11 protein-coding genes are annotated in these 12,650 nt (G+C 50.9%); 3 read left to right on the forward strand and 8 right to left on the reverse strand.

Annotated elements, in window-relative coordinates; all coding sequences use genetic code 11:
* The 3 genes from B2633_RS10455 to B2633_RS10465 all read right to left on the reverse strand — a co-directional run.
* Nucleotides 1–816: NADH:flavin oxidoreductase (locus B2633_RS10455; RefSeq protein WP_483170578.1), on the reverse strand; the 816-nt coding region annotated here is incomplete at its 3' end.
* Between the two features lie 330 nt (nt 817–1,146).
* Nucleotides 1,147–1,578 (reverse strand): PaaI family thioesterase, encoded by a 432-nt coding sequence (locus B2633_RS10460; protein ID WP_483170579.1) that lies wholly within the window; start codon nt 1,576–1,578, stop codon nt 1,147–1,149.
* An 11-nt stretch (nt 1,579–1,589) separates the two neighbouring features.
* Nucleotides 1,590–3,281: an ABC1 kinase family protein gene (locus B2633_RS10465; RefSeq protein WP_483170580.1), complete on the reverse strand. Its 1,692-nt coding sequence runs from the start codon at nt 3,279–3,281 to the stop codon at nt 1,590–1,592.
* 330 nt (nt 3,282–3,611) lie between these two features.
* Here B2633_RS10465 and B2633_RS10470 point away from each other — a divergent pair, with 330 nt between their 5' ends.
* Nucleotides 3,612–3,824, forward strand: a complete 213-nt coding sequence (locus tag B2633_RS10470; protein ID WP_481039021.1) for a TOBE domain-containing protein — start codon at nt 3,612–3,614, stop codon at nt 3,822–3,824.
* Nucleotides 3,825–3,834: 10 nt separating this feature from the next.
* Here the strand turns inward: B2633_RS10470 and B2633_RS10475 are convergent, their stop codons facing one another.
* The 5 genes from B2633_RS10475 to larAH6 form a co-directional block, all read right to left on the reverse strand.
* Nucleotides 3,835–4,623 (reverse strand): trypsin-like peptidase domain-containing protein, encoded by a 789-nt coding sequence (locus B2633_RS10475; protein WP_483170581.1) that lies wholly within the window; start codon nt 4,621–4,623, stop codon nt 3,835–3,837.
* A gap of 206 nt (nt 4,624–4,829) precedes the next feature.
* Nucleotides 4,830–5,738, reverse strand: a complete 909-nt coding sequence (locus B2633_RS10480; protein WP_483170582.1) for a diaminopimelate dehydrogenase — start codon at nt 5,736–5,738, stop codon at nt 4,830–4,832.
* Between the two features lie 187 nt (nt 5,739–5,925).
* Complete coding sequence (locus B2633_RS10485; RefSeq protein ID WP_483170583.1) at nt 5,926–7,653, reverse strand: B12-binding domain-containing radical SAM protein; 1,728 nt, start codon at nt 7,651–7,653, stop codon at nt 5,926–5,928.
* Nucleotides 7,654–7,722: 69 nt separating this feature from the next.
* Nucleotides 7,723–8,622: a UDP-N-acetylmuramate dehydrogenase gene (murB, locus tag B2633_RS10490; RefSeq protein WP_483170585.1), complete on the reverse strand. Its 900-nt coding sequence runs from the start codon at nt 8,620–8,622 to the stop codon at nt 7,723–7,725.
* Nucleotides 8,623–8,699: 77 nt separating this feature from the next.
* Entirely contained in the window at nt 8,700–9,977 is a 1,278-nt protein-coding gene (larAH6, locus tag B2633_RS10495) for a nickel-dependent malate racemase, LarAH6 family (RefSeq protein WP_483170586.1), read from the reverse strand.
* Between the two features lie 273 nt (nt 9,978–10,250).
* Here larAH6 and B2633_RS10500 point away from each other — a divergent pair, with 273 nt between their 5' ends.
* Nucleotides 10,251–11,651: an FAD-binding oxidoreductase gene (locus B2633_RS10500; protein WP_483170587.1), complete on the forward strand. Its 1,401-nt coding sequence runs from the start codon at nt 10,251–10,253 to the stop codon at nt 11,649–11,651.
* Nucleotides 11,652–11,684: 33 nt separating this feature from the next.
* Nucleotides 11,685–12,650: (Fe-S)-binding protein (locus B2633_RS10505; protein ID WP_483170588.1), on the forward strand; the 966-nt coding region annotated here is incomplete at its 3' end.

The raw sequence follows: 12,650 nt of genomic DNA on the forward strand, positions 1-12,650 counted from the left end.
CGCTAAATAGCTGTAAGCACCGGCCGGGACATCTCCGTTCAACTGCGGGATGGCGGTTTCATGCCATCCCCCGGTAACATTGAAGAGGTTTACGCTGGCTTTTTCCAGCTCTTTCGCAAAGACCTGCACATCCTGCCAGGTGGCCCCCCCTTCTATATAATCCTGGCCACCCAGACGCACACTGATTGGATAATCCGGGCCCACCTGACGGCGTACCTCGGCGATGACCTCCAGGCCAAAACGCATCCTATTCGGCAGGGAACCTCCATATTCATCCTGGCGCAGATTGGTAAAAGGCGACAGAAATTGATTGATGATATATCCCGCTGAGCTACTGATTTCGACCAGGTCATAGCCGGCTTCCCGTGCGCGCCTGGCGGCAGCGCCGAAATCCATTATCACTTTTTGAATCTCTTCCCGGGTCAACTCCCGGGGTATACACCCGGTCATTCGCGAGCGCACCGCCGAAGGTGCAAAAACGTCTTTTCCTTCAGTAAAACCGGCCGAGTAGCGGCCTTGCTGCAACAATTGCAGGCCGATCCGGGCGCCATGGGATTTCACCGCATCGGTCAAGCGCTTATGTCCCGGTATAAGACCGTCTTCATGCATAGAAATCCAACCCGCGAAAACCCCGTTGGGTTCAATCGCAGCCCCGCCAATCATTATCAGTCCGGTTCCACCTTTGGAACGGGCCTCATAGAAATTGATCAGTTTTTCGGTGACGGCTCCCTCCTGGGCGTAGTTCAAATGAAATCCCGGCATAACGATGCGGTTTTTAATCATCAGGTTGTGGATTTTAATAGGTTCAAAAAGCATATTACATCCTCCTCACTTGTACTGGGCAGGCAGTTTTCATCAGCATGTATTTATAGTTTCCACAGTTATTGCACAGCACCTCTTAAATATGTAGTTTTCTTTAAAGCAGCCATATGTCAAAGTACTTTAACCATATGCCTAACAAATGTTTAGAAGAAAACTAAAATTCCGCTAAATAAGCTATGAAACTACTAAATATATGTTTATGGCCCTAGACATGAGGAAATTATCTTAAAATTGACAATCATTTCGCTTAACTCAACGAAATGATATGATAATTACTATTCCAAGCCTGGGGTCGTCTTGAATAAACAGTAATAATAAACTGATTTATTCATTTAAAAAAATTATATGGGTCTGGGCGCAGGCAATGGTATGGCCTTCAGAATTTACGGCCTCCCCTTCCATATATGCTACGGTTTTGCCGCAATGCTTGAGGTGTACGGTTATCCGCAGCTGATCTCCGGGGAATACGGGGCGGATAAAAGTAGTATTGATATCCAGGGTAGCGATCTGTCTGCCTGCGGAAATCATGTAGCCCAGATGGCCAAACACATTGTCGAAGGCGGCGGTAATAAAGCCGCCCTGCATAGAGCCCACCGCATTAGTAAACTGTTCTGAGACCGGGAAGAGATGGGTCACTTTTTGGCCTGCGTCCACCTCTAAGGGATTACCTTGAAGCAATTGTACACAAGGCGGCAGCCTGGCAATCTTTCCTTTTGATAATCTCTGCAGTTCTTCGGGAACAAATCTCTCTGACATCGCCCTCCTCCTTATTCCGGGCCGCGGCGAACCAGAATAGGCGGGTGCGGGGCCTTTCGCCTACCCGGTTTGCGCCGGCTTAAGATCATGAAGAACAGAGACAGCAAAGACAGCCCGGCTCCTATGCGGGCCTCCCATAGATACTGCTGAGTGAGTAAATAAGTAGAAGCCAGCAATATAAAACCAAAAACCAGAGCCCATCCCAGGGAAATCATAGCCCGGGTATTCTCTGCCATGCTCTCTTTAAAATCGGGGGCGTCCATTTTAATATGCAGGTCACCGCGCTCCGCTTTGATAAGCACACGTTCCAGCAAACCGGGAATATCAATCATTGCTTTGGCCAGGCCCCGGGCCTTGTCGAAGGCAATGGTATAAACCGTATTCTCACTGCCCAGGAATTTATCGACATAAGGACGTGATACTTCAACAAAGTTTATATCGGGATCCAAATCTACGCAAATGCCGTACAATGTACCCAATGCCCGGCCCAGGAAGGTAAAGCGGGCCGGAATCTGAAAAGGCTGTTCGTAAAGCAGGCGTTCCAAATCCTTGAGGAAATCCTGCAGATCGGTTTGATTGATTTCCTGCCCGCTTCCCAGGGTATGCTCCAGAAATATGGATACCGCTCGAACCAGGAGCATATTGTCTGTATCACGACGCAAAAATCCCAGTCTTTTTAGCTGCTCGACCACCGCAAAATAGTCGCGCCGGGTGATGGCCAAAACCAGTTCCACCAATAGAGGACGCATTTCACCCGATACCGTACCGACCATTCCAAAATCGACCATGACAACTACTCCGCCGGGAGTAACAAAGAGGTTGCCGGGATGAGGGTCGGCATGATAAAAGCCGTCGATTAATATCTGGCGTACATAAATGCCCAGCAACTGGGCCGCAATCTTCTTGCGGTCCAACCCCGCCGCAGCAATCTGCGCATGTTCGGTGATTTTAATGCCTTCCATGAATTCCATGGTTAAAATCCGCCGGGAAGTATATTCCCAGTAGATGGCCGGAGCCGCAAAAAGATGATCTTCTTTACTGTTGGCGGCAACGGTTTCAGCGTTGTGCCCTTCCTGTATATAATCCAGTTCTGCTCTGAGGGTTTCGGCAAATTCCTCGTAAATAGCGTCTAAATCGATAAATCGCTGCCACTCCGTGAATCTTTTAATAAATTCCACTACTTTGCGGATGGATTTCAAATCGATTTCAACCAGTTCATCGATGCCGGGGCGCTGAATTTTAACCGCGGCTTTTCTGCCGTCCGCCAGGAAGGCGGTATGAACCTGTCCCAGAGACGCTGATGCCAGGGGTTGTGGGTCGAAGTGTGCGAAAACAGAGTTCAGGGGCTGTTTTAATTCACTTTCAGCCTGGATACGTATTTCTTCAAAAGGCACCTCGGCCACCTCATCCTGAAGGCCGGCCAATTCCTGAATCGAAGCTTGAGGAAGGATATCGACCCTGGTGCTGAGGAATTGCCCCAGCTTAATCAACAGTCCTCCCAATTCGACTGCGGTTACTCTGAAGTAACGAGCCTGAGAAGCGTATAAAAGCCGCCGCTGTTCCTCCACCCATTCCGGTCTGTGAACAATTTTCTTGAAGCGCAGCGAGTAAAATGCCCAAAAGATATCGACAAACAATTTGACAACTGTATAAGAACGTTTAAGTCCGGCCCAATAGGCAGTTTTGATATGCAAAATTATCACCCGAAAATCCAGTTTAAACCAGGGAAAATCCTGTCAACACAAACACTATCTGCAGTTTACCATATTGTCCGCAAACTGGGGTGAAGTTATCACAACACGATTGGCAGCGGGTCGGATTGACAGAAATATTAAGTCAGAACTTATTTAAACATATATTTATAATAATAGGCTTAAAACGACAGAATAGCTTATATAACAATATAATACGAGATAAACATTAGCTTATATACCTTTCCTGCCCTCTGTTGACAAGTAGCTCAAGGTGTTTGTTGGTTTCTTTTCGATTTGCACATACTAATCAAAACTAAAGACAAAAAGGAGCTATTATTTATGCGCATGAGTGATGCCAATAAACTGGTGGGAAAAATAATGACTGTAAAACAAGGCCAGGATATGACAGAAGTTCAGATTGATATCGGAGACCAGTTGGTAACCGCCACCATCACCGCCAATGCCGCCAAAGATATGAATCTTAATAAAGGCGACGAGGTTTTCGCCATGTTTGACTCCACTTCAGTAACCGTCATTCGCGATAAACCATAGGCGGTTAAGCTTATCGCAGCTGGAGCAGGGCCTGGTGCAAATCGTCTTGCACCGCACTGAGCGGTATGGCCAGCGCAGTGGTATTCTGACCGGACTGATCATGTTTTCTGGCGGCATAAACCACCGCTATTACCTGGCCTGATCCATCAATTACCGGACTGCCGCTTAGTCCGGGAGCCGCGGTGACGAGAATCTCGATATAGGCGAGGCCTTTGCCTTTAGCCGGAATGCTGACATCGCTTATGGCGCCCTTTTGGATCAGTCGTTCCATGTTCAAAGGATTTCCGATTACAACCACGGCCTGGTCTGCTTGCGGAGCGCTGTAGTTTAGCCTTAAGCAGGGCAGGTTCTGAGCCTCAATGTCCACCACCGCCAGATCGGTATCCCCGACCTGCACCCAGTCTTTGCTAAAGTATTTTTTGCCGTCGATAAAAACGACGCTCACCACAGCAGCCCCGGATACCACATGCTGGTTGGTGATGATCAGTCCATCTTCACTGATGTTGAAGCCGGTTCCCCTTTTTACCGTGATCCCCAAGCCATCCTGAGTCTGCGCCTCTATGGACACAATGGCCGGACGGGCCGCCGATGCGACCGGATCCCGGTTTAAGGCCGGGTCCTGGCTAAGCCGGGGATTTGAATCCAGGAGTCGGGAAATATTGGGCAGGGCCAGAAGCAGAAATCCTATCACTACCAAGGCAGCTATCACTCTTAACAGAGGCGAGCGCTGCCGAAATCTGCCGTATTCTTCATCCGTGTCATCCGGGATTATGGAGGGCTGATCTGAATCGTCGTGCAAAACCAATATCTCTTTTCATGTAAAATACTAGCAATATTATAACAGAACAGGGTATATTTTAGATAAACAGCGAAAAAGCCGGGGCCTTTAAGCCCGGCTTTTTATGCATTTCATAAATTGGACTTTACTGAGGCCAGGTAGCCATGAGCCAATGAGACAACAATTCCCCCGGCATATCGCCCCCCTGTGGATGAGGCCTGGTATATTTATATGAAGCGGCTGATGATCTCTTCTTCATCACCGTACATATAGTCGATAATGGGTATCTGAATCATGGTATAGGCGCCCGGGTTCTGCTTCAATGTGGCCCGGGCTGAAGCCACCATGATCTGTGCGGTCAGGGCCGGATTATTGATGTGCATCTCCAGTTTCAGCAACTGATTATGAGACTGGCCGGAGACGCCTTTGCGCTCCATTTCCACCCCATGGCCCATATCGATGAGCTGATCGACATCATCAACCTGGAAAACATGAGTTTCGTCTTTAATAAAATATGGATCGTTTTTGATGACCTGTTTAATAGTCTCAAAGTCCTGACCTACCGAGGTCTGTACATAAACCATGCGGCGGTGCACCCCGGTTCCAAGAGGAATGGTCATGGACAGGGCGTTTTCTACCCCGGGAACTGATTTCACCGCCACCGAGTGGCCCATGCTCATTCCCGGCCCGAAATTGGTGTAGGTTATGCCTTTAGGCGCCATAAATTCAAACATACAGCGCACCATAGAATCAGACCCCGGATCCCAGCCTGCTGAGACCACCGCTACTGTGCCATGGGCTTTGGCTACGGCGTCCAATTCCCGGCGCAGGCCGGCTAATTGGCCATGGATGTCATAGCTGTCCACGGTATTGATGCCCAGCTTCAGAATGTCCGGGGCGTATTCGGGCACTGATCTGGTGGGGGTGCACAGCAGGGCGACCTTGACCCCGTCAAGTTTGGTGATGTTGTCCACCACCGGTACGTCCGCCAGTTCTGGCGGTGCGGGTTCGTTCAGAGAAGAGGATCTGCGCACTACTCCGGCCAGTTCCATATCAGGGGTGCATTTTAGGGTTTCCACGGCATAGCGGCCGATATTTCCATATCCTACGATGGCTACACGGGTTTTTTTTGTCATAACTGCCTCCCAAATTTACTTTTGTAATCCTATATAATCCTATTTATATAGACTAAACCAAAAGCCGTCATAGTCAAGGGGCTGCCATGGAAAAACACTGTATACATGGCGCTTGGCAGGTTATGCGAAGCGATTCTTCAGTTCCCCTGGATAATCGCGCCGTAAAGTATAAATCATTACTCTGAATTCACTCCGCCAGGCCGACCTCCTCTACTCTGCGGGCGGGCTGGCCTTTTTCCGGATATACGAAAAGCAGCAGCCCGGGATGGGGCGCAGTCTCCCGGCTTTGGGGCAGGTATTTAAAATGCTCCAATATGGCCCGCTTTTTAATCTCGCGAATCGATTGCCCTTCGAATTCCGGCAGGTATTGTTCGATGAAGCCGCTTTGTTTAAGTAATTTGTTCAGGGTTTCCGAACCATCGGGGCTGCTGTGAAAGCCGGCGGGCAGGTTAAAAGATAGACGGTCCCTTAATAAGTCAAATTTGAGCCAATCATGATGTTGTTCTCTTGATTCAGGGTACTCACGGTCCAGAAACCGTTTGATTATGCCGTAGCGCTCCGCCGGACTCACCCCAATCCCATAATGGCCCTCTTGATACCAGTAAGCGGCCAGATCTTCCCAAAAACTGAAGGCATCGTTATCATAACGGCGGGTAATGATTTCCTCCAGTGTTGCTTGGGCCAGACCCGCATTATAGTATTTTTCCAGGACGTCTTCGATGTGATGCAGTAAGACCATTTCTTCATAAGATAGCCAGCTTGAAGATAAAACCTCATAAGGGGGATGGCTCTGAAACTGGTAGTGGCCGTTTTCAGCCTCCAGGCGCATCCTGGTTCCAGGGAGCATCTTAAGAAAACCCAGCTGCAGGTGATGCGGTTTTAATTTATAAACCTGATTAAACGCGGTCTTGAAAGTGGAGTAGCTTTCTTCAGGAAGTCCGGCGATCAGATCCAGATGCAGGTGGATATTGTCTGCCCGGCGCAGGCGCCGAATATAAGTTGAGATTTTGTCCCAGTCCCCCGGCCGGTTTATCGCTTTCAGGGTCGGGCCGTGGGTGGACTGCACCCCGATTTCAAAAGCAAAGCGCTGTTGGGGGAGTTTTTCCAAATAATTTAAAAAGGATTCATTGAGCAGCTGGGGGGAGATTTCCATATGGTAGCGGGTTTGTCCGGGCAACCCCGTTATGAATTCCATAATGGTCTGGGCCCGGGTCTGATCACAATTGAAGGTGCGGTCGACAAACTTGATTTCCAAGGGTTTAAGGGCATTCATATGCTCTAAATCAGTCTTTACCCTATGCAGGGACATGAAACGCACCCCGCTTTGCAGGGAAGAAATACAATAACTGCATTTAAACGGGCAGCCCCGGGAGCTTTCGTAATAGAGGATCTGCTTCTGGATCTGATCCATGCCTTCATAAGGGTAAGGCAGCTCATCCAGGGGAGCCACCAGCGGTGATGAATCCTGGCTTACCGGGATTTGTCCCACCCGGAAAGCGACTCCGGGCAGGCGGGGATGAATCTCGCCCTGCTGCAAAGCAGCTAGCAACAGCGGCCACACCGCCTCCCCTTCCCCGCTGATCACATAGTCGACGCTAGGATGAGCGGCCTGGATCTCCTCAGCGCAAAAGCTGACTTCCGGCCCGCCTAAAATGACCGCACATTGCGGGTTGATTTTTTTGATATCGTCGCTGAGCTTCAAAACCATTTCTATGTTCCAGATATAGCAGGAAAAAGCCACCACATCGGGGCGGTGTCGATGCAATTCGGAAAGGATATAGCCGATCGGTTCATTGATGCTGAATTCGCGGATTACGCTGTCAAAGCCTGCCCTCAGGGCGGCCTGACGCAAATACAGGACCGCCAAATTGGAATGGATATATTTAGCATTGATGGCACACAACAGCACCTGCATGGCAATCGACCCCGCAAAGTTAAAAGGGCGATGAATTCATCGCCGTTCCGCTATCAATCTTGCCTCGGTTTATTCTTCGCCCACCAGTTTAACTTCAGGATGCAAATCGATGCCCAGACTACCCCTGGCGGTTTCTTGAATATGTTCGATCAAATCCAATACATCAGCAGCCCTGGCATTGCCGGTATTGACGATAAAGCCGGCATGTTTGGTGGACACCTGGGCGCCGCCGATCTGGAATCCTTTTAGTCCCAGCTGCTCCAAAAGCGGCCCTACAAAATAACCGCTGGGTCTTTTAAAGGTGCTGCCCGCGCTGGGGAGATCCAGGGGCTGCTTATCGCTGCGGCGCTGGGCATAGTCCCTCATGGTGGCTTGAATGGCCTCCGGGTCGGCCGGTTTGAGTTTTAATGCAGCGGATAGCACGATATATTCCCCCGCCTGCAATATACTGCTGCGATAGCCCAACTGCAGCTGTTCTGCATCAAAGTCATAGCGCGTTCCATTGAGATCTACCGCCCTTACCGAGGTGAGTACATCTTTCATTTCACCATTATATGCGCCGGCATTCATCACCACGGCCCCGCCCAAACTGCCCGGTATGCCTTCGGCGAACTCCAGACCGCTTAAGCCCTCTCGAGCCACCACCCGGCAAAGCTCGGCTATCTGTACCCCCGCCTCCGCGTACACCTGCCGGTCCTGAATGCGGATGGTTTTTAACCCTTGGCCCAGTTTCATGACCACCCCGCGTATGCCTTTGTCGCGGACCAGGATATTGCTCCCCAGTCCGAATACGAATAGTGGTAGTTTCTGCTCCCGGCAATATCGCAAAACATTTATGATCTCCTCCGCTGTGGAGGGGATCACCAGAATATCAGCCGGACCTCCGATTTGAAAGGTGGTGTGCAGAGACATGGGTTCATCGTACTTTACATGGTCAGCGGGTATAATATCGCGAATATCCTGATGCATCGTATTCCCCTTTGAGTTGGTGCCAGTCCCCATACGGGCGGCATCTTTATTAATATTTTATTGGTTTGACCGGGGATTTATGCTTGCCCGGCCTGCCTGACCGCAATGCGCGGCGCCTGTGGCATAATAATTACCGACATGCCGGGGCCGTGTTTTTGCCGGGCCATATTCAGGGCTTGAGACAAATCAGGACAGGGGGTGACGAACATGGCCTTGACCATATCGCCAGGCAAGCTGCTTACCATGAGGATATCCGCCTTTTTCAGGATACGGCAGATGGCAAAAGCTTTATGCCCACCCAGCTCAAAACCTTCAAAAAAACGCTTTTCAATGTCCTCCGGGCACCCCGCGTCGGCAATCCATTCAGCAAAGGTATCTTCACCCATTCCTTCCCGGCATTCCGCCACCCAGATGATGGTGCCGCCCGGTTTGACCGCCTGAACCGCCGCATCCAGGGCCTTCTGGGACTGGTATACGTTTATGTCCTTGGGAAAGCCCCCGCAGGAAGCGATGACCACATCGACGGGCTTCTCTATATGAACCAGATTGCCGGCCTCGGCGTATTTGACCGCCTCCAGCCAGGCTTGATAGACATCTCCGGCAGCTGCGTATATGATCTCCTCTTTTCCAGCCGTCACTACGTTCAGGATGAAGTCCAGCCCTGCTGTCCGGGCAGCTTCCAGCATCAGATCGTTGACTGGATTATCAGTATAATTGCCCAGGCAGGCCCGGGGATCGTCCATCATGCGATGATTGGCCTCGATAAGCGAACGGGCCGCTACCCCGGGGAGAATTGACTTGCGCCCGCCGGACCAGCCCGCAAAATAATGCAGTTCCACCACACCGGTTGAGATCAGCAAGTCGGCTTCGGCCACATCGCGGTTTATAAGCAGATCCCAGCCGTTTGACAACCGGCCCAGGCTGGATAAGTTGCCGTCACAATCATGATTTATCACCTGGTAGCGGGCACAGATATCTGTGCCGAATATCTGCCGGTTTTCTTCACGGGTATGGGGCCGGTGAATACCCAGGGCGATGACCAGCTTGATTTGCTCCGGGGGTATCCCCCCCGCTTCGATGGCTTCCAACAGCGGGGGCAGCATCCACCGGTACGGGGTGGGCCGGGTGATATCGTTTACAATCACAACTGCGCTCCGGGCTGATTTGCGCTTGATTATTTCCCCGATGGTCTGGCTGCCTACGGGATGGTTCAAGGCCTGACGGATTATAGTATTATTGTCTTGGACATTTGCCGGCGTTTCCTTACTGGATCCCGGTTTCAGAATGGCTGCTAGATTTTGGTCTGGAATATCAACTTCCAGCCATTCTTTGCCATAAGCCAAGCGATGCTTCAAAACGATCCACCATCCTTCAGCCGGAAGTCTGCCGCCTTCCGAATTTACCGTTAAAGCCGGTATGTATAGGTATTAGTTTATGCTTCTATATCAGGAAAATCAAGTAAGGATGTCTAGCCCTGATTGTCAGTGCCCAAAACACCGGTGAATCGTCATTGTATACATGACCGTTCAAATTGTCTTGAGGCCAAAAAGTGACCCTTAAGGGGTGTCCTTTATGATATAATAGGCTGGAAATTCGACATCAGGTGATGCCGCTTTAGGAGGAAATATATGAATAACGCCGATATCAAGAAAGAATTGGTTAAAATGCTGGGTCGGGATAAAGTGCTGATCGATGACCTGGATTTAATGTATTATTCTTACGACAGTTCCTTTCTCACCAAACTGCAACCGGTGACGCCCACAGCCGTAGTCCTGCCGGCATCGACTGCAGAGGTGCAAAAAGTGGTGCGTTTGGCTTATGAGAATGATGTCAATATCATCCCCCGCGGGGCCGGTACCGGCGAAACCGGAGGGTGTGTAGCCGTCGAAGGCGGCATTGTAATAGATCTTTCCCGCTGGAGAGAGATTGTGGAGATCGATGTGAACAACATGCAGGTAGTGGTTCGCCCCGGGGTTATACATGCTGACCTGAATGACGAATTGGCCAAATTTAATCTGTTCTTTCCGCCCGATCCGGGCAGCAGCAAAATGTGTACCATCGGCGGCATGGTGGCCAATAACGCCTCCGGTCTGCGAGCCGTCAAGTATTGGACCACTGAGCCCTATGTTCTGGGATTGGAAGTGGTCACCCCCACCGGTGATGTAATCATAACCGGTGGTCAGCAGGCCCGCTGCATCAAAAATGTTTCGGGTTTAAACCTTACCAAATTGATGGTCGGTTCTGAAGGGGTTCTGGGGATTGTCACCCAGATTCGCCTGCGCTGTTTCCCCCGTCCCAAAGCGCGGGGCATTGCCATGGCGGTGTTCGACCATTTAGATGACGCCCCGGCCACCGTATTGGAAGTGTATCAAGCCGGAGTTTTGCCTTCGGGGATAGAGATACTGGACGGTTCTGCCATCAAGGCGGTAAACGATTTCAAACCGCACATCAACTTGCCTGAGGCCGAAGCCATACTGCTGTTTGAAGTGGACGGCAACCCGCCCGGGGTGGAATATGAAGGCCAGATTATAAAAGAAGTGGCCGGCCGCCGGGCGCGCCAGGTGGAATGGTCCACTGAAAAGAAACGCATGGCGGAGTTATGGGAAGGCCGCAGTATCACCGCCACCGCCGCGGCCCGGGTAAGAGCTGACGGCAGCCGGATTTTTGCGGGAGAAGATATTAGTGTCCCTATATCAAAAGTAGCCGACGTCCTGCGGGCCATCCGTGCCCTGGGTGAAAAATACGGAATACAAGTGGTTAATTACGGCCACATCGGAGACGGCAATGTGCACTGTGCTCCGGTTATTAATCCTGAAAACCCGGAAGAAGTGGAACTGGTAAAAAAGCTGGTAGATGAAATCCATCTGCTGGCCATAGAGATGAACGGGTCCACTACCGGCGAGCACGGGGTTGGTGCCGCCCGACGCGGTTATGCGGTGCTTGAACACGGCCCGGCGGTTGATTATATGAAAAAGGTAAAAGCCGCCTTCGATCCCAAAGGCATTATGAATCCTGGCAAGCTGTTCTAAAGCCAAGGACCAGATTTAGAAGGAAGGATTAATATGGAATTTAAAGAACTGCCGCCAGTAAAAGAACAGATTATGAAATGTGTGCGCTGCGGCAAATGCCGGGAGCTTTGCCCGGTGTTTGGTGAAATAGGTATAGAGAGCGCCGCCCCGCGTGGACACGTCTTTATGGTGCAGATGCTGCGTGACGGCAAGGTCGAGCCCAGCCCCGAGGTCTATGAGAAGCTGGGGCAGTGCCTGATGTGTGAGACCTGTTCGGCAAATTGCCCCTCCGGCATCGATGTACATGAATTAAATGCGGCCGCACGCGCCTATTTGAACGATAAAAACCCCAACCGCGGCAAGGACTTCTTGTTCGGGAACTTCTGGACCAAACCGGAGATGATGAAGCAGTCTATTAAAGTGGCCAGTCTGGCCCAGCGGCTGGGGCTGCAGAAGCTGGCCCGCAATATCGGTTTGACCCGGCTCTTGCCGGGCGACTTGAAAGATGCTGAAAAGATACTGGATAATATTCCGCCCCACTCGGCCCGCAGTCAGCTTTCGGCATACACCCCGGCCCAGGGTGAAAGCAGATACCGGGTGGGATATTTCCTGGGCTGTGGCACGGATTTTCTAAATCCCGAGATCGCTCAGGCAGCGGTGAACGTCTTGAGCCGCAACGGCTGTGAGGTTTTTATCCCTGAAGGCCTGAAATGCTGCGGCCTGCCTCATATTGCCAATGGCAAAATGGATGTGGCCCGACAATTGACCATACACAACCTCAAACTGTTTGAAAAACTCAATGTGGATTATATCGTCACTGACTGCGGTTCCTGTTCGGCCACCCTTTCCAAGAAGAACCTGAAGTTTGTGCTGGAAGGCACCTCCTACCAGGAGGATGGCGCTGCATTCGCAGCCCGGGTTATGGATCTAACCGTTTTCCTGGTTGATGTTCTAGATATTCAAGTTGATGTCAAGATCGACCGGAAATGGCGGGTCACCTACCACGATCCCTGCCACCTG

It is taken from the genome of Syntrophomonas sp. UBA1041, assembly GCF_002316705.1.
Taxonomy (GTDB): domain Bacteria; phylum Bacillota; class Syntrophomonadia; order Syntrophomonadales; family Syntrophomonadaceae; genus DTU019.

Excerpts from the sequence above, each read along its gene's own strand:
- B2633_RS10460 (WP_483170579.1), bottom strand. The coding sequence starts at position 1,578 with ATGTCAGAGAGATTTGTTCCCGAAGAACTGCAGAGATTATCAAAAGGA.
- B2633_RS10470 (WP_481039021.1), top strand. The coding sequence starts at position 3,612 with ATGCGCATGAGTGATGCCAATAAACTGGTGGGAAAAATAATGACTGTA.
- B2633_RS10480 (WP_483170582.1), bottom strand. The coding sequence starts at position 5,738 with ATGACAAAAAAAACCCGTGTAGCCATCGTAGGATATGGAAATATCGGC.
- B2633_RS10485 (WP_483170583.1), bottom strand. The coding sequence starts at position 7,653 with ATGCAGGTGCTGTTGTGTGCCATCAATGCTAAATATATCCATTCCAAT.
- murB (WP_483170585.1), bottom strand. The coding sequence starts at position 8,622 with ATGCATCAGGATATTCGCGATATTATACCCGCTGACCATGTAAAGTAC.
- B2633_RS10500 (WP_483170587.1), top strand. The coding sequence starts at position 10,251 with ATGAATAACGCCGATATCAAGAAAGAATTGGTTAAAATGCTGGGTCGG.